This window comes from Pseudomonas sp. efr-133-TYG-103a, from assembly GCF_030209235.1.
In the GTDB taxonomy this organism is placed as follows: domain Bacteria; phylum Pseudomonadota; class Gammaproteobacteria; order Pseudomonadales; family Pseudomonadaceae; genus Aquipseudomonas.
Genome location: NZ_JARVSK010000008.1, coordinates 1 through 16,150 on the forward strand (window position 1 = coordinate 1; position 16,150 = coordinate 16,150).

Genomic DNA, 16,150 nt, shown 5'->3' on the forward strand with positions numbered 1-16,150 from the left:
TCCCGGCTAAAGCCGGTCCTACGGAAAGGTTGCGGCGCCTGTAGGACCGGCTTCAACCGGGAAGAGGCCGGTACATCCCCCGGCTATGCAGTGGCTGCGAATCAGCCTTCGCGAGCAAGCTCGCTCCTACAGGGTTTGTGTCTGGCCAGAGAGCTCGGGAAGCCCGGAGACCCCTAGCATTGAGCCAACGGTCTTTAATGCTTCCTTCGAGCAGTGGCGTCACACCCGACGCCTTCCCGGCTAAAGCCGGTCCTACGGAAAGGTTGCCGCGCCGGTAGGACCGGCTTTAGCCGGGAAAAGGCCGGTACATCCGCCGGATTATTCAGGACCTGTCCCCAGAACCCCAGCCATGACGCCCGTCTGCCATTCGAAATACGGGTTGTAGGTCAGGCGGGCAAACACTTTGCCCGGTTCGCGGTGGCCCCAGTCGGAGTACCACACGGGCTCGCCGTTCAGGCATTTGCGCATGGCTTCGGTTTCCTGGCCGTTCCAGCAGATCCTCTGGTTGCCGTCCTTGCCGTAGAGAGGGTCGTCCGGGGAGAACATCAGGCCCATGTGCGAGAACTGGGCGATGCGGTACGCCGGCAGGAAGTCATCGCGCACCAACACCCGAGGCGTTTTCGCCGCCGTGGCCGGGTTGTCGCCGTACCAGATGAGGCGGCTGTCGGGATGGTTGAAGCGTGTGTTGAAGGTGTCCAGCACGAAAGCGGTGTCGAGCACCGAGTCGTGCTGGGTGATGGCGACAAACACCGGCTTGTCGTAAGGCGCCTGTTTCAGATGCTTCTGCGCCAGCAGCGCGCTGCGATAGAACTGCGCGAAGCCGTTGGTGGGCACGTTCAAGTAGCGCACCGGCGTTTGCATGGGTCGTACGCCGTCGTCGGGCTTGGCCAGCCAGGGGCGGAACCAGCCGATGTATTGCGTGAGCCAGGCGTAGGTGTTTTCGGGTTTGAACGCAGGAGAAAACAGCACCAACCCGGCGATTTCCGGGTGTTCATAGGCGTAGTCGAGCACCAGATTGGCGCCGGTGGAGAACCCGCCCAGGTACACCGTCGGGACCTCGCGCTGCAGAATCTGCGTCTGTTCGCGCACCACTTGCTGCCATTGCCCCAGCGTGACGTCGAGCATGTCGGCCGGCTTGCTGCCGTGCCCAGGCAACAGCACCGTGCGCACCAGGAAACCCTGTCGGGCGAGCTGCTGGCCGACATCGTTGAACGACCACGGCGAGTCGCCCAGACCATGTACCAGCAAGATGCCGCGCGTGGGCGCTGCGTCGGGACGCCATTCGTGGGGCGCATTCCACTCGATCTCGGCAGCATGATCGTCGGTCTGGAAGGTGCGGTTCTGCTGCATCCAGGCGATGGTCTGCTGGCGGTAGTCGGCGAAGCTCGCCTGACCCAGAGGCACCTCGCCGGAGGCGCAGGCCTGCAAGGTCAGGGCGCATAGAAGCAGTGCTGAACGGCAGAGAAGGGCGCGCACGATGGGCTTTGGCATAAGGGAACGGCTGGCTCGACATGTCGAAAAAAGATTTGGCACTGTGCCATGGCTGGCGTGCGCTGGGTATCTGCAGGCTCGCCATCGGGGCAGGAACTTCACGCAAAAATCAGGCAGACTCCGCTGACTTATAAAAATCACAGCGTGATGTGTATGAACGCTCAGTCACTGTTTTCAATGGAAGCACGCCATGTTCGCCCTTGATCATGCCCTGGCGCAGGACATCGTCGATCGTGCGATGGCGATCCTGCCGTGCAACGTCAACGTGATGGACTACCTGGGCATCATCATCGGCAGCGGTGAGGCGGAGCGTCTGTATACGCGTCACGAAGGGGCGCAGCTGGTGTTGGCCAACCGCCGCGTGGTGGAAATCGATTCGCATACCGCCAGACAACTTAACGGCGTGCGACCGGGGGTGAACCTGCCATTGATGCTCGATCATCAACTGGTGGGCGTGTTGGGCATCACCGGCGAACCGGACCAGGTGCGGGTGTACGCGGAGCTGGTGAAAATGACCGCGGAAATGCTCATGGAGCATCGGCGCCAGCAGGCCGATCAGCAATGGCGCCATCAGCGCAGCGAGGACCTGCTGTCGCGCCTGTTGCTGGGCGACAGCGCCGCGCACCTGATTGTCGAAGCCGAGCAACTGGGTCTGCAGCCACAGCTGCCGCGCCAGGCCGTCCTGCTTGAGCTGCCGCCGGAGTCCAGTCATGCCGGTCAAGTGGCCGCATGGCTCAACGGACGGTATGCCAACAGTTGGTGCGTGTCCTGCGAGCCGGGCCTGATCTACTGGTGCCGCGCTGCCGGCAAGGACCGTGACGATGCGTTGCTGCTGGAGCAGTTCGACGAACAGGGCTGGCCGATGCAACGCATGCTGACGGTCGAGCCTTCGACGGATCTGGCCACACTGCGCAACGCCTGTGCCGCCGCCCGTGACCTGCTCGACTACGCCCGGCACATTCAGCCGCAGCTTAAAGTGCTGCGTCTGGCCAGTCATCGCCTGGCCGTGTTGTTCTGGCGCAACCGCCATGACTGGCTGGCCGAAGGCGTCGCCGAACCGATCGCACGCCTGCAGGGCAACGTGCAGTTGCTCGAAACGTTACGGGCATGGTTCGACTACAGCGGCGAAAGTCAGGCCTGCGCCGATGCGCTGGGCATCCATCGCAACAGCTTGCGTTATCGCCTGGAGAAGATCGCCGAGGTCAGTGGTTGCGACCCGTATCGCACCGGCGACTTGCTGCGCTTGTACCTGGGCATGCAGATGGTGCCTCGCTGAGCCAGACGTACCGCGTCGAGAGGGCGATTACAGGTCCATCGCCTCGACCACTTCGACCCGTCCGCGCACGCGCTTTATCCACCTGCGCGCAAGCCGTGGGATTTTTTGTTCGGATGAACAACGCGCCGACACGCCGATTGTGCGAAGGTCAGGCGGAATGTCCCGAAGATAATGAGAAGATCGCGATCATCGGATAAGGAGAACAACATGAAAATCGTCATCGCCCCGGATTCCTTCAAGGACAGCCTGAGCGCCCAAGGCGTGGCGCAGGCCATCGCCAGCGGGCTGCGAGAAGTGTGGCCGCAGGCCAGTCTTATCGAATGCCCCATGGCGGACGGCGGCGAAGGCACCATCGAAGCGGTACTGGCCGCCTGCGATGGCCAGTGGATGACGCGCCAGGTCAGCGGGCCGCTGGGCCAGCCGGTGCAGGCGCAGTGGGGCTGGCTGGCACAGACACGCACCGCGATCATCGAAATGGCCATGGCCAGCGGACTGCAGCTGTTGGCGCTCGAGGAGCGCGATGCCACTGTGACCAGCACCTACGGCACCGGCGAGCTGATCAGCGCGGCGCTGGACGCAGGCGCGCAGCGCATTATCCTGGCGATCGGCGGTTCGGCCACCAACGATGCGGGCACCGGCATGCTGGCCGCCCTGGGCGCGCGTTTCCTTGACCGAGACCACCAGGCCCTGCCAGCGGGTGGTCTGGCGCTGGCGCAAGTTGCATCCATCGATCTGCAGCGCCTGGACTCACGGGTTAAAGGCGTGCAGTTCGAGGTGGCCGCCGACGTCAACAATCCGCTGTGCGGTCCCCACGGCGCATCGCATATCTTCGGCCCGCAGAAGGGCGCGTCCACCGAGCAGGTGCTGGCGCTGGACGCTGCGCTGGCACATTTCGCCGAGTGCTCAAAGGAGGTGCTGGGCAAGGACGAGAGCGAATACCCCGGCAGCGGCGCCGCGGGTGGCATGGGCTTCGCGGCCAGGGCCTACCTGAACGCATCGTTCCGTCCGGGCGTTGAAGTCGTGGCGGACCTGACCGGGCTGGAAGCGGCCCTCGAAGGTGCCGATCTGGTCATCACCGGAGAAGGGCGTTTCGATGCGCAGACCTTGCGAGGCAAGACGCCGTTTGGCGTGGCGAAGATCGCCCGACGGCGCAACGTCCCAGTGATCGTGCTGGCCGGAACCCTGGGTGATGGCTACGCCGACCTTTACGAGCACGGCATCAGCGCCGCGTTTGCCCTGACCAGCGGCCCGATGACCCTGGATCAGGCCTGCCGTGACGCCGCCGTCCTGCTGCACGATCGTGCTCGGGATCTGGCGCGGATGTGGGCGCTGGCCGCACGGTAAATCTGCGCAGCCACGCTGTCGGTCTGCCCGCAGGCATTGCTTAGCGGGAGGCCGGCGTGTCCTGTCTGGCCTCGTCGAGGAGCTGCCGGATCACCTGTTCCTGAGTGTCATAGCTGCCTTCGCCGAAATGGGTGTAACGGATCTGGCCGTTGGCGTCGATGAGGTAATGCGCTGGCCAGTACTGATTGTCGAAGGCTCTCCAGATCGCATAGTCGTTGTCGATGGCGATCGGGTAGTTCAGGCCCAGCTTCGTCACGTTTTTTCGCACGTTGTCGACGACCCGCTCGAAGGGGTATTCCGGCGTGTGCACACCGATCACCACCAGGCCGTCCTTTTCGTACTTTTTCGCCCACTCGTTGACGTGAGGAATACTGCGCTGGCAGTTGATGCAGTCGAACGTCCAGAAATCCACCAGCACCACCTTGCCGCGCAGCGCCTCATTGGAGAGCGGTGGTGAGTTGAGCCATTGCACCGCGCCGGACAGCGACGGCATCTGACCCTTGCTGCCGAGGTCTGGCACGGTGGCGGCCTTCACGTTGTCGACCACGTAATCGATGAGCTTCGGCACGCCGCTGAGCAATGTCTGCTCCACGCTCGCGGCACGTTGCGACGAGGTCCCGGCGAGCCACTGGCTTTCGGAGCCGGTGGCAATGACGCCCGCCACCAGCAGCGCAACAACGCCGGTGCCGCGCCGCAGCCAGGCGGTGACCGGCAGCGACAGTTTCAGTCTGGACACCAGCCCGCGCCCGGCGAAGATCAGCGTGCCCAGCGAAACAGCACTGCCCACTCCGTAGGCCAGCAGTAGCAGGCTGGTCTGGGCATTTGGCCCTTGCAGCATCGCACCAGTCAGGATGATCCCCAGCACCGGCCCGGCACACGGCGCCCAGAGCAGCCCGGTGGCGACCCCGATCATCAGCGACGCGGCAGGTCCGGACATGCGTCGGGTGGCCGGATCGAGACGATTGCCGAGCGCGACCAGCGGGCGCGTCAGCCAATGACCGACCCTGGCCGAAAGCAGTGACAGGGCGAACAGCACCAGCACCGCCAGCGCGAGGTGACGGCCGATGCCGTTGGCCGTCACCACCCAGTCGCTGCTGACCACCGCCAGGCTTGAGACCACGGCAAAGGTGATGCTCAAGCCGAGCAGCGTCAGGAAGATCGACGACGCCGAACGGTCGGCGCGGGCGAACAGAAAGGGTACGACCGGGAGGATGCACGGGCTGAGCACCGTCACCACGCCGCCCAGAAATGCGATCAGCAACATGTGGAGCTACCTGTAATCAAGTGAGGGCAGGCGTTTACGGCACTGCCCGGAAGGACACCGTGACGGGCGTGATCAATTGTCGTGACAGCCGCCGGAGAGGCTCTGGTAATTGAGCACCTGGGTCTGATCCATCGAATCCAGGTAGGTCAGCTGCGACGTGACCACGGCGCAGGCCGGGCTGGTGGTTTCTTTGGAAGCGATGACTTTCTTGATGTCCAGATGAGTGCCGTAGGTGTACGTCTGCGGCGTGATCAGGTCTTGCGCCTGAGCCGTCAAGGTACCGAGGCTCAGGGCTGCAAACAGGGTGGCGATCGAAAGATTTTTCCAGTTCATGGCGTTCTCCAGTGCGTTCAAGAGGTGAGTTCGAGTGCGCTTGTGTGTCACTCGATGGAGCCTATTGAACGTCGTGGAGGTATCGCGGATGTGTCGCGAAACGGCCCGATTAAATCGCCAAGTGTCTGCCGGGGCTGCAGATACAGTGCGATACAAAAAGGCCGCGCGGCGATCACCGATCCGGATCGTGCGCGGCCTGGGCCAGATGAAGCGCCTGGCCGCTATCGGGCGGGAAGATCGACAGCACTGTCGCCGACGACCTTTCTGACCGGGCCGGTGATCCTGGCCGGCAGCGTCAGCTCGGCGCACAGTCCGCCGCCTTCGCGGTTGAACAGCTTCAACGTGCCTTGCAGGGTCAGCGCCAGTTGTTGCGCGATCGCAAGGCCCAGTCCTGTGCCGCCGGTTTCACGGTTTCGCGAGCTTTCCACGCGATAGAACGGCTTCACGACTTCAGCCAATTGATGCTCTGCGATCCCCGGGCCACGGTCCAGCACCTGGATGAGCATGCCGCCGTCGGGTCGGGTGTCGACGCGGATTTCCACCTGCGAACCGAATTTCAACGCGTTGTCCGCAAGGTTCACCAGCACCCGGCGCAGCGCGTGAGGGCGGGTTTCGATGGCGGCGCCGCTGCCGGGGGTAAACAGCACCTGCTTGCCGGTATCGAGGTAATCGAAGACCAGGCTTTGCACAAACGCGTCCATGTCCACGCGCCGGCCCGGTTCGCTGGACCCGGCCATGCTCCGCGCGTAGGCCACGCCTTCCTGAACCAGATGCTGCATTTCAGTCAGGTCATTGCACAGCTTGTCCTTTTCCGCCGAGTCATCCATGAATTCGACCCGCAGCTTCATGCGCGTGATGGGGGTCTGCAGGTCGTGGGAAATCGCCGCCAGCAACTGCATGCGTTCTTTGACGTGGGTAGCGATGCGTTCCTGCAAGGTGTTGACGGCTACTGCCGCGTACACCACTTCGACAGGGCCTTCTTCGGCAAGCGGTTCTCCCTGACCGTTTGGATCGAGGCCGTCTACCGCGTTGGACAGCCGCGTGAGCGGGCGAATCACCGTGCGCACCGCCAGCCATGTGCAGCCCAGCAACAGCAGCAATTGCGCCACCAGCACGGCCGGAAGCCAAGGCGACAGCGGCGAGATGGAAGGGCGCACGTCGATGGTCAGCGGGCTGCCGTCCTTCAGGCGCAAATGCGCCTGATAGTGAGGGCGCACGTCTTTGATGGTGGTGAACGTCAGCGCGTAGTCGCGGCCCAGGGTCGCCAGCATCGAGCGCACCGACACCGGCGCCGTGCTCATGTCCATCGCCGAGCCCGGCTGCCCCTCGTCGAGCTGATAGCGATAGTTAGGGTGTTCGAATCGTGGCAGCCAGGCGGCCCGCTCATCGGCAGGCAGGCGTTCGAGCACCGCGACCGACGTCGTGAGGTCCTGCTCCAGATTGCCCAGCATCATCGTCATCGCGCTCTGGTAGCGCTCGTAGAATTGCAAACCGAACGACAGCCCGTGAGCGACGACCAGGCTCACCAGAAAAATGAGCGTCAGTCGCGCGGCGAGCGTGCGCGGCCAGCGGGGCGTCTTCATGACGCGTCCCCGAGGATTTCGACCGGGTAGGTGAACACGTACCCCTCGCTGCGCACGGTCTTGATGTAAGCCGGGTCGCGGGCGTCGTCCAGCAGTCGCTGCCGCAGGCGGCTGACCAGCAGGTCGATGGATCGGTCGAAGAGGTCGGCGTCGCGACCCTGGGTGAGGTTCAGCAGTTGGTCGCGACTGAGTACGCGCTGGGGATGATCGAGGAACACCCGCAACAGGCGGTATTCTCCGCCGCTTACCGCGACGATGGTGCCTTCGCTGTCGAGCAAGTGGCGAGCCGTGGTGTCCAGGCGCCATTTGCCGAAAGCCAGCAGACGACCCGCTTCGCTGACGATCAGGTTGGGCGGCAGCATGCGCGTGCGCCGCAGCACAGCATTGATCCGCGCAAGCAGTTCGCGCGCCACGAACGGTTTGACCAGGTAATCGTCGGCGCCCATTTCCAGGCCAATGATGCGGTCGGTGTCATCGTTGCGCGCAGTGAGCATCAGGATCGGCGTCGCTTTGTGCTTGCCAGCGCGCAGTTCGCGGCACAGCACCAGCCCGTCGTCGCCGGGCATCATGATGTCCATCACGATCAGGTCCACCGGCGTCGATTCCAGAAACGCACGCATTTGACGCCCATCGGCCACCACCGTGGTGCGCAGACCGTTTTTCTGCAGGTAGTTGCCCACCAGTTCCCTGATTTCACGGTCATCGTCGACGATGAGAATGTGATCTACGTGCTCCACCGGGCTCACCTCTGGCTGTTGTTATCACTCGACGTTTTAGAGACTTGCAGGGCCTGTCGTCAATCAGATCCGGAAGTCATTTCGCATTTATGTATCGTTTTGTATCTGGGCTCTGCGGGGATACACAACGTTGCTTTTCTGCAGGGTCGGCGACACATGCGCGATACCTCGCCAGCGCTTAATGAGCTCCATCGAGACGGGCCAGCCCCACTTGAACCACCTCACTCATTGAACGCCTGGAGATCGCACCATGAACTGGAAAAACCTCAGCCTCGCTTCGCTGTTCGCGCTCTTGACCCTTGGCACTGCCGCCGCTCAGGCGCAGGACGTCGTCAAGGCGCACACCTACATGTACGGCGAGCACCTGGACATCGCCAAAGTGCTGTCGGTCAACGAAGCGTCGCCGTCCGTCTGCGGCATCGTCAAATCCCGCCTGACCTACCTGGATTCCGCCGGTGCGGCTCACGCCGTGGACTACCGCAGCATCAATCAGGACTGCGGACAGGACAACTGATCCCGACGCTCGCCGGTTCGGCAGCCACGCTGCACGCCGGCGCCCGCCCGGGCCGTTTGCGCCCGTCGCTCATCGACTGACAGGACATCCATCATGAGTACAGTTTCGCCCACGTCTGTCTGGCCGCGCTGCCTGGCAACTTCCGTAAAAGCCGGCGTCCTCGGGTTCGCCATGCTGGCAGGTGGCAACGCCGCCTGGGCCGCTTCTTCAACGCCTTACGCTTCACCCACCGCCGCAACCACCGACGCGTCCGAGGCGATACGGCCTTATCGGATTCACGTCGACGAGGCCCGGCTGACCGATCTGCGTGCACGCATCGCGGCCACCCGCTGGCCGGACAAAGAGACCGTCAGCGACGTGTCCCAAGGCGTGCAACTGGCCCAGGTCCAGGCGCTGGTCAAGTACTGGGGCAACGGCTACGACTGGCGCAAGGCCGAGGCGAAACTGAACGCCTTGCCCGAGTTCATCACCACCATCGACGGCGTGGACATCCAGTTCATTCACGTGCGTTCGCCTAACCCCAACGCCATGCCGCTGATTCTGACCCACGGCTGGCCCGGCTCGCAGTTTGAGTTCCTCAAGACCATCGGCCCGCTGACCGATCCTGTGGCCTACGGCGGCAAGGTGGAGGACTCGTTCGACGTGGTCATCCCGTCGATACCCGGCCATGGTTTTTCCGGCAAACCGACCGAAACCGGCTGGGGCCCCGACCGTGTAGCCAAGGCGTGGGACGTGCTGATGAAACGCCTGGGTTACAGCCATTACGTCTCCCAGGGCGGCGATCATGGTTCGGTCATTTCCGACGCGCTCGGCCGTTTGAACCCGCCCGGTCTGTTGGGCATACACCTGAACATGCCGGCCACCGTGCCACCTGAGCTGGTCAGGCCGATCAACAGCGGCGATGCCGCGCCGTCCGGGCTCGATGGCGCGGAGCGCAAGGCGTTCGATTCGCTCAGCGGCTTCTTCGGTCGCAACGCCGCCTACGGCGCAATGATGGTGACCCGCCCGCAGACCATCGGTTATCTGCTGGCCGATTCGCCGACCGGCACCGCCGCATGGATGTACGAGAAGTTTGCGGCCTGGACCGACAGCGACGGTCAGCCTGAGAAGGTGCTCAGCCGCGATGAGATGCTCGATGACATCAGCTTGTACTGGCTGACCAACACCGGCGCGTCCTCGTCCCGGTTCTACTGGGAGAACAACAACAATAATTTCAGTGCTGCCGCCCAGAAAACCTCGGACATCAAGGTCCCGGTGGCCATCACGGTGTTCCCTCACGAGATCTATCAGGCGCCGAAAAGCTGGGCACAGCGCGCGTATCCGTCGCTTTCCTATTACAGCCAGGTGAGCAAGGGCGGCCACTTCGCTTCCTGGGAGCAGCCGCAATTGTTCAGTGAAGAACTGCGCGAGGCGTTCCGTCCGCTTCGTACCCGCCTCGACGCGTCCGGAACGCCCGAGTAACGCATCTTTATCTGATTTCAGCCCGTCGCCGCCACTGGCGGCTCGTTATGGAGAACTTTCATGAGCATGACCTCAATGAACCCTAACGCCTCATCCCGCCGTCGTCGGGTGCTGGTTCCGTCACTGATCGCGGCCGCACTGCTGCAACTGGGCGCGCTGGCAGGCGGCACTGCCCAGGCCAGCGCTGCCGAAGTACCCGCCGGCACGATCGACGCCATCAGGCCTGGCACCACGACTTCTTTCGGTGAACTCAAGCACGTCAAGGCCGGTGTGCTGGATGTTTCCTATGCCGAACTCGGCCCGGCCGATGGCCCCGTTGTCATCCTGCTGCACGGCTGGCCCTACGATATTCACAGCTACACCGATGTCGCGCCGGCGCTGGCACAGAAGGGCTACCGGGTACTGATCCCGTCCGCCCGCGGTTATGGCGACACGCATTTTCTGTCGGCCAAGACCCTGCGCAACGGCCAGCCCGCCGCGCTGGCATCCGACCTGATTGCCTTCATGGACGCGCTGCACATTCAACAGGCCGTGCTGGGCGGCTATGACTGGGGCGCGCGTACGGCCGACATCGTCGCGGCGCTGTGGCCAGAGCGGGTGAAAGCGCTGGTAGCGGTGAGCGGCTATCTGATCGGCAGCCAGGAGGCGGGTAAGGCGCCGCTGCCACCTGCTGCGGAGTTGCAGTGGTGGTATCAGTTCTATTTCGCCACCGAGCGGGGCCGTCTGGGGTATGAAAAGAACACCCATGATTTCGCCAAACTGATCTGGAAGCTCGCCTCGCCGCAATGGGCATTCGACGACGCAACCTTCGACCGCAGCGCCGCTTCGCTGCAGAACCCGGATCACGTGGCCGTTTCGGTTTTCAATTACCGCTGGCGCCTGAACCTGATCAAGGGCGAACCGCAATATGAGGCGATCGAGAAGAAACTCGCGGCGTTCCCTTCCATCGGTGTGCCGACCATCACCCTCGAAGGCGACGCAAACGGTGCGCCGCACCCTCCGGCCGAGGCCTATGCCAAGCGTTTCACCGGTAAATACCAATACCGTCTGATCACCGGCGGGATCGGCCACAACCTGCCACAAGAGGCGCCACAGGCCTTCGCCCAGGCGGTAATCGATGCCGATCATCTCTGAGCGGCTGACCAGGAGAAACAGCATGAAACCCAGACATCTGGCGTTGTGGTCCGGCGCGCTGGCATCGCTTGCGCTCACCCTCGGCGGCGTTGCAGCGGCCGACGCCGACGCCGGTGCCGGTGCCGGTGTCGACGAAGTTTCACCGATCTACGGCGTGCACCTTCCTGAGGGTTATCGTAAATGGGAGCTCATCGCCCCGGCCCTTGAAGCGGCGCCACTGAACGAGCTGCGTGCGGTGGTCGGCAATGACATCGCGGTCAAGGCCTATCAGGACGGCACGCTGCCGTTCCCTGACGGTACGGTGCTGGTGAAGCGCGCCTGGAAGCACGTGCAATCGCCGGAATTCGAGTCGGCCTCGATCCCCGGTGCCGCCACCACCGTGCAGGTCATGGTCAAGGATTCGCAGAAATACGCAGCGACCGGTGGCTGGGGCTTTGGCCGCTTCGTCAACGGCAAGCCGGTTGATCAGGCGCAGCACGAGACCTGTTTTGCCTGCCACCAGGCGCGCGTCCAGAACCACGATTTCGTCTTCACCCGCTACGCCCCATAACCCGATCCATAACGGAGTTCTCCATGAAAAAAATCATTGCTTCCATTGCCTTCGCGACCAGTCTTCTGGCGGGTGGCACTGCCTTCGCCCAGACTGAAAAACCCACGGTCGTGCTGGTCCATGGCGCCTTTGCCGACGCCTCCAGCTGGAACGGCGTGGTCGGCATCCTGGAGAAGGACGGCTACCGTGTCATCGCGGCCGCCAACCCGCTGCGCGGGGTCAGAGGCGACGCCGATTCGGTCGCCTCGATCCTCTCCAGCGTGCAGTCGCCGGTCGTGCTGGTGGGGCATTCCTACGGTGGCAACGTGATCAGCGCCGCCGCCAACGGCCATGTCAACGTCAAGGCGCTGGTCTACGTGAGCGCCTTCGCCCCGGATACCGGTGAGACCGTCGCCGGACTTGCCGGCAAATTCCCCGGCAGTACGCTCGGTCCGACGCTGGCAGCGCCAGTAGCCTTGGCCGATGGCGGAAAGGATCTGTACATCCGTCAGGATAAATTCCGCGACCAGTTCGCAGCCGACGTTCCGGTCGCCGAGGCGGCATTGATGGCCGCCACGCAACGTCCGGTGACCGAAGCGGCACTGAACGAGGCCTCGGGCGTTCCGGCCTGGAAGCACATCCCGTCGTGGTACATCTATGGCGACAAGGACAAGAACATTCCAGCCCAAGCCATGGCGTTCATGGCGGAACGCGCGCACGCCAAGGCGGTGGAGGTGGTGAAAGGGGCTTCTCACGTGGTGATGGTCTCGAATCCGGAGCCCGTTGCGCACCTGATCGAACAGGCCGCTGCGAGCCAGTGATTCACGTATTGGCTATCCGCTCGGTGAGTGTTGCCGACAAGTGCGCCGAAGACGTATAGGCGTGAGCTTGCTGGCAAAAGCTGATTTCCAACCGCTGCTGGTGTTGCGGATGACCGGCGTCTTCGTGAGCAGATGTGCAGACGCAACCGGTGTCTGAGCAGTCAGGGAAGACCGACAGCAGGTCGTAATTGACCTGTCAGTTCAGCGAGGTGTCGCAGAGAAAGGGGAGAGGCCGCCGTTATTATTCTGGCCCGCGCGGGCGGGTTCAGGCGGCCTGTCTCTCATGGGCGAGGTTTACGGATCAATTGTCGCCCAGGCAGTTGTTACCGTTGGTTTCGTAGCGCAGGGTGTGGGCCTTGCCCATGTGATCGACGTAGCTGAGGTCTACCGGCCGCACGCCGCAGAAATTCAGGCTAGGCGTCTTGGTGACCTGAGCAATGTCCAGCTTGGTGCCGTAGGTGTAGTCCTGCACCTGCGGCATGTTTTTCATGTCGGCGTTGGCGGTCAGGGCAAAGCTGCTCAGGGCGGTCAGGGTCAGGGCGATCAGTGTGGTTTTCATAATGGCTTCCTTCATATCGGGGGAATGACTTTCTTGAGCCCGTATGACGAAGCCCGACCAGGGTTATTCCCGCCGGAACGAAATTAAATTCCCGAGCGCCTGGAACACGCCGTGGCATGGCCGTACCAGCCTCTTCCCGGCTGAAGCCGGTCCTACAGACGCCGCAAGCTTTTCGTAGGACCGGCTGAAGCCAGTACTACGGGCGCTGCAAATGTTTGTAGGACCGGCTTTAGCCGGGAAGGCGTCGAGTGTTTCGCCCCTGATCGAAGGAGGCGTTAACGACAGTCGGCTCACTCCCAAGATCTCCGGGTATTCCCGAACTCTCCGGGCACGCCCAACTCCCGTAGGAGCGTGCTTGCCCGCGAAGACTGTTTCCAGCCGAAGCCTCTCCGGCGGACACACCGGCCAATTCGCGGGCAAGCGCGCTCCTGCAAAGCTAATGCGGGGCTGGCTGGTATCGAGCCACGGCACTTCAGGCGGCTTTCACCTGCATGACCGGAATCGGTTTGCGCATCAGCGTGCCCACCAGGCCTGCCGCGAACAATCCTGTGCATCCGGCGGTCCACAACACGGTCGCGAAGCCACTGACGAACGCTTGCTGTGCCAGCGGCTGCACCACTTGCCGGGCGTCGCTGTCGAGCAGGTGCAGCGCGGCGCTCATGTCGCCGGCGACCACCCGCGAGGCGATGGACTGTGCCTGATCGAGCCAGAAGGGAGCGGCGAGATGGAGACTCGTCTGCAGCGCGCTCAATGTGTGGCTGGCGAGCAAGGCACCGTAGGCGCCGACGGCCAGCATGATTGCGCTGAAGCGCATGGTGGTGCTCATGCCCGATGCCATGCCGGTTCGCTCGCGGGGCACGCACGCCATGATGTTTTTCTGCGTGTCGCCGTTGAGCAGCCCGGCACCGGCGCCGGTGACCGCCATGGCCAGCGCGAAGGCCGGATAACCGCCGACCCCGGTCGCTAAGGCGCACAGCAGATTGCCGATACCGACCAGGCTCAGGCCCAGCGCCATCATCGCCGCCGGCGACAGACTGCGCGACAGCGTCGGGCCCAGGCGCGGGCACAGCAGCATGGTGATCGCAAACGGCAACATGCCCAGTCCCGAATCGATGGCGCTGAATCCCAGCCCGTTCTGCAGATAAAACGGCAGCAACGTCATCATCACCTGGGCGCAGCCGGCATAGGCAAACATGCCCAGCAAGGCGCCGATGAAACGTGGCGACCGGAACAGCTGCAGATCGACCATCGGCCGGCGCTGCACGCGTTCCACCAGAAAAAACAGCACCAGCAGCAGGCCGCCGCCCGTCAGGCGGGCAAAGGTCAGCGGGTTGTCCCAGCCGATCCGGTTGGCCTCGATCAGGCCCCAGATCAGGCTCAGCAGACTGGCACTGAAAAACAGACTGCCCCAGGGATCGAGGCGCGCCGATTGTTCGTTGCGTGATTCGCCGATGTTGCGCACCACCATGGCCAACAACAGCAGCCCCACGGGCAGGTTGAGGTAGAAGATCCAGCGCCAGCCGATACCTTCGGCAATCAGCCCGCCCACGGTCGGCGCCGCCGTCATCGCCACCCCCATGCACGCACCCCAGAATGCCCAGGCTTTGGCGCGCTCGGCTTCGTCGTGGAAGACGTGGCCGATGGTCGCCAGCGCCGAAGTCAGCAAAAGTGCCGCGCCGACGCCTTTGATGGCACGTGCGATGTCGAGCATCAGGATGTCCGGCGCGGCGCCACAGCCCAACGATGCAGCGATGAACAGCACCAGGCCCGTCAGCAGCATCTTCTTGCGTCCGAAGCGGTCGGCCAGACTGCCGGCGGGCAGCAGCAGCGCTGCAAAAGCGAGCATGTAAGCGCTGACCACCCATTCGATGTCGGCAAAGCCTGCCCCCAGATCCCTGGCGATGCTCGGCAGCGTGACCGCGACGATGTTGGTGTCGAGCACGATCAACGAACACACGCCAGAGGCGGTGAGCAGGGTCATGCGCGGGCTGGGCTGGGACATTCGATGACTCCGGTCAGGTGTTAGGTTGCAGCTAATGAGCAGGTTCAGGTGCGAGATCCGTCGCCAGCGGCTTGGCAGTGGACAGAGGCGATGCGTCGGCTGACGTCGCGCCGCTGCTTCGGCTGCCGGCTGAGCACAGAATATTCCGGGATGGCTTATGCTTCGTTACCTGCGCTCAGCATTCTCATTACCCATCAGGTAACGACTCATGGAAATCCGACATTTTCGCTATTTCCTCGCGGTGGCCCGGCATCGGCATTTCACCCGGGCAGCCGAGCAGTTGGGGATTGCGCCGCCGACGCTGACCCGGCAGATTCAGGACCTCGAGAGTGCCCTCGGCACACGGCTGTTCGTGCGCGAACAGCGCGAAGTCAGGCTGACCGATGCCGGCAAGGCGCTGCAGGTGGAGGCTGAGCTGGCGGTACGGCAATTCGAGACCGCGCAGTACAACGTGCAACGCGCCGGGCGCGGTGAGGCTGGCAAGATCGAACTGGGTTACGTGGCGTCTGCGGTGTTTTCCGGCGTGCTGCAGCAGCAGGTTGGCCAGTTTCGCCAGCGCTATGCGGACGTCGAATTCAGCATCAACGAATACCTGATGCCGACCTTGCCGCGCAGGGTCGAAGAGGGCCGCCTCGATGTCGGGTTCATCCGCTCGCCCATGAACCTGCCCGACTCGGTCATTGCGCTCAAACTGCTGACCGAAGGGTTCGCGTTGGCGCTGCCGGACAGCGCCTGGCTGTGCAAGCTCAAGTCCATCACTGCGGCGCACCTGCAGAACGAAACGTTCATTCTGCCGGAGCAGATTTCCGGGACGCTGGAGGTGGCAGCGCAGGGCGGTTTTGCGCCGACGTTGGGGCCGCAGCCGGGCGGGCTGGTGTCGGTCATTGCGCTGGTCAGTCTCGGGCAGGGCGTGGCGGTGGTGCCGGAGTCGGTCGTCGATCACATTCGCCTGCCCAACGTGGTGTACCGGCGCATCGATGACTGCCAGCCCACGTCTTCGCTGTCGCTGATCCACCGTCGCTACGAGAAGGCCCCGGCGGTCATTCGCTTCATCGACCACGTCAGGGAAACCCGGGCGTCTGGATGAAAAAGAATGCCCCGT

15 protein-coding genes are annotated in these 16,150 nt (G+C 63.4%); 8 read left to right on the forward strand and 7 right to left on the reverse strand.

Annotation, left to right across the window (positions count from 1 at the left end; genetic code table 11):
* Positions 1–318 precede the first annotated feature (318 nt).
* Positions 319–1,491 (reverse strand): alpha/beta fold hydrolase, encoded by a 1,173-nt coding sequence (locus QRN36_RS06715; RefSeq protein ID WP_285423333.1) that lies wholly within the window; start codon positions 1,489–1,491, stop codon positions 319–321.
* A 190-nt stretch (positions 1,492–1,681) separates the two neighbouring features.
* Here QRN36_RS06715 and QRN36_RS06720 point away from each other — a divergent pair, with 190 nt between their 5' ends.
* Both QRN36_RS06720 and QRN36_RS06725 read left to right on the forward strand, forming a co-directional pair.
* The gene (locus QRN36_RS06720; RefSeq protein ID WP_285423334.1) at positions 1,682–2,767 is read left to right on the forward strand and encodes a sugar diacid recognition domain-containing protein; all 1,086 of its coding nucleotides are present in this window, start codon (positions 1,682–1,684) and stop codon (positions 2,765–2,767) included.
* Between the two features lie 207 nt (positions 2,768–2,974).
* Positions 2,975–4,111, forward strand: coding sequence for a glycerate kinase (locus tag QRN36_RS06725; RefSeq protein ID WP_285423335.1), 1,137 nt, complete (start codon positions 2,975–2,977; stop codon positions 4,109–4,111).
* 40 nt (positions 4,112–4,151) lie between these two features.
* Here the strand turns inward: QRN36_RS06725 and QRN36_RS06730 are convergent, their stop codons facing one another.
* The 4 genes from QRN36_RS06730 to QRN36_RS06745 all read right to left on the reverse strand — a co-directional run bounded on the left by QRN36_RS06730 (position 4,152) and on the right by QRN36_RS06745 (position 8,028).
* Entirely contained in the window at positions 4,152–5,375 is a 1,224-nt protein-coding gene (locus QRN36_RS06730) for a cytochrome c biogenesis protein DipZ (RefSeq protein ID WP_285423336.1), read from the reverse strand.
* Positions 5,376–5,447: 72 nt separating this feature from the next.
* A complete protein-coding gene (locus QRN36_RS06735) occupies positions 5,448–5,708 on the reverse strand; it encodes a DUF2790 domain-containing protein (RefSeq protein ID WP_285423337.1) in 261 nt (86 codons plus the stop codon).
* A gap of 221 nt (positions 5,709–5,929) precedes the next feature.
* Complete coding sequence (locus QRN36_RS06740) at positions 5,930–7,291, reverse strand: HAMP domain-containing sensor histidine kinase (protein ID WP_285423338.1); 1,362 nt, start codon at positions 7,289–7,291, stop codon at positions 5,930–5,932.
* Entirely contained in the window at positions 7,288–8,028 is a 741-nt protein-coding gene (locus QRN36_RS06745) for a response regulator (RefSeq protein ID WP_093467480.1), read from the reverse strand. Before QRN36_RS06745 ends, QRN36_RS06740 begins: the two co-directional genes overlap by 4 nt.
* 250 nt (positions 8,029–8,278) lie before the next feature.
* Here QRN36_RS06745 and QRN36_RS06750 point away from each other — a divergent pair, with 250 nt between their 5' ends.
* From QRN36_RS06750 to QRN36_RS06770, 5 genes are all read left to right on the forward strand, one after another.
* Entirely contained in the window at positions 8,279–8,542 is a 264-nt protein-coding gene (locus QRN36_RS06750; protein WP_285423339.1) for a DUF2790 domain-containing protein, read from the forward strand.
* A 93-nt stretch (positions 8,543–8,635) separates the two neighbouring features.
* Positions 8,636–10,003 carry an epoxide hydrolase family protein gene (locus tag QRN36_RS06755; RefSeq protein WP_285423340.1) on the forward strand — a complete coding sequence of 456 codons (1,368 nt, stop codon included), beginning with the start codon at positions 8,636–8,638 and terminating at the stop codon, positions 10,001–10,003.
* A gap of 60 nt (positions 10,004–10,063) precedes the next feature.
* Positions 10,064–11,137 (forward strand): alpha/beta fold hydrolase, encoded by a 1,074-nt coding sequence (locus QRN36_RS06760; RefSeq protein ID WP_285423341.1) that lies wholly within the window; start codon positions 10,064–10,066, stop codon positions 11,135–11,137.
* A 22-nt stretch (positions 11,138–11,159) separates the two neighbouring features.
* The gene (locus QRN36_RS06765) at positions 11,160–11,687 is read left to right on the forward strand and encodes a cytochrome P460 family protein (RefSeq protein WP_285423342.1); all 528 of its coding nucleotides are present in this window, start codon (positions 11,160–11,162) and stop codon (positions 11,685–11,687) included.
* A gap of 23 nt (positions 11,688–11,710) precedes the next feature.
* On the forward strand, positions 11,711–12,487 hold the full coding sequence (locus QRN36_RS06770) for an alpha/beta fold hydrolase (RefSeq protein ID WP_285423343.1): 777 nt from the start codon (positions 11,711–11,713) through the stop codon (positions 12,485–12,487).
* Between the two features lie 301 nt (positions 12,488–12,788).
* Here QRN36_RS06770 and QRN36_RS06775 read toward each other — a convergent pair whose 3' ends face one another.
* Together QRN36_RS06775 and QRN36_RS06780 are read right to left on the reverse strand one after the other, a co-directional pair.
* Positions 12,789–13,046, reverse strand: a complete 258-nt coding sequence (locus QRN36_RS06775) for a DUF2790 domain-containing protein (RefSeq protein ID WP_093467498.1) — start codon at positions 13,044–13,046, stop codon at positions 12,789–12,791.
* Positions 13,047–13,518: 472 nt separating this feature from the next.
* The gene (locus QRN36_RS06780; RefSeq protein WP_285423344.1) at positions 13,519–15,048 is read right to left on the reverse strand and encodes an MFS transporter; all 1,530 of its coding nucleotides are present in this window, start codon (positions 15,046–15,048) and stop codon (positions 13,519–13,521) included.
* A gap of 208 nt (positions 15,049–15,256) precedes the next feature.
* On the opposite strand from QRN36_RS06780, the gene QRN36_RS06785 reads away from it, so the two are divergent.
* Positions 15,257–16,135, forward strand: a complete 879-nt coding sequence (locus tag QRN36_RS06785) for a LysR family transcriptional regulator (protein ID WP_285423345.1) — start codon at positions 15,257–15,259, stop codon at positions 16,133–16,135.
* Positions 16,136–16,150 lie beyond the last annotated feature (15 nt).

What these genes read in the sequence shown, in the direction of transcription:
- QRN36_RS06740 (WP_285423338.1), bottom strand. Translation starts at nt 7,291, where the DNA reads ATGAAGACGCCCCGCTGGCCGCGCACGCTCGCCGCGCGACTGACGCTC.
- QRN36_RS06715 (WP_285423333.1), bottom strand. Translation starts at nt 1,491, where the DNA reads ATGCCAAAGCCCATCGTGCGCGCCCTTCTCTGCCGTTCAGCACTGCTT.
- QRN36_RS06750 (WP_285423339.1), top strand. Translation starts at nt 8,279, where the DNA reads ATGAACTGGAAAAACCTCAGCCTCGCTTCGCTGTTCGCGCTCTTGACC.
- QRN36_RS06730 (WP_285423336.1), bottom strand. Translation starts at nt 5,375, where the DNA reads ATGTTGCTGATCGCATTTCTGGGCGGCGTGGTGACGGTGCTCAGCCCG.
- QRN36_RS06735 (WP_285423337.1), bottom strand. Translation starts at nt 5,708, where the DNA reads ATGAACTGGAAAAATCTTTCGATCGCCACCCTGTTTGCAGCCCTGAGC.
- QRN36_RS06775 (WP_093467498.1), bottom strand. Translation starts at nt 13,046, where the DNA reads ATGAAAACCACACTGATCGCCCTGACCCTGACCGCCCTGAGCAGCTTT.
- QRN36_RS06760 (WP_285423341.1), top strand. Translation starts at nt 10,064, where the DNA reads ATGAGCATGACCTCAATGAACCCTAACGCCTCATCCCGCCGTCGTCGG.
- QRN36_RS06765 (WP_285423342.1), top strand. Translation starts at nt 11,160, where the DNA reads ATGAAACCCAGACATCTGGCGTTGTGGTCCGGCGCGCTGGCATCGCTT.
- QRN36_RS06785 (WP_285423345.1), top strand. Translation starts at nt 15,257, where the DNA reads ATGGAAATCCGACATTTTCGCTATTTCCTCGCGGTGGCCCGGCATCGG.
- QRN36_RS06720 (WP_285423334.1), top strand. Translation starts at nt 1,682, where the DNA reads ATGTTCGCCCTTGATCATGCCCTGGCGCAGGACATCGTCGATCGTGCG.
- QRN36_RS06770 (WP_285423343.1), top strand. Translation starts at nt 11,711, where the DNA reads ATGAAAAAAATCATTGCTTCCATTGCCTTCGCGACCAGTCTTCTGGCG.
- QRN36_RS06725 (WP_285423335.1), top strand. Translation starts at nt 2,975, where the DNA reads ATGAAAATCGTCATCGCCCCGGATTCCTTCAAGGACAGCCTGAGCGCC.
- QRN36_RS06755 (WP_285423340.1), top strand. Translation starts at nt 8,636, where the DNA reads ATGAGTACAGTTTCGCCCACGTCTGTCTGGCCGCGCTGCCTGGCAACT.
- QRN36_RS06780 (WP_285423344.1), bottom strand. Translation starts at nt 15,048, where the DNA reads ATGTCCCAGCCCAGCCCGCGCATGACCCTGCTCACCGCCTCTGGCGTG.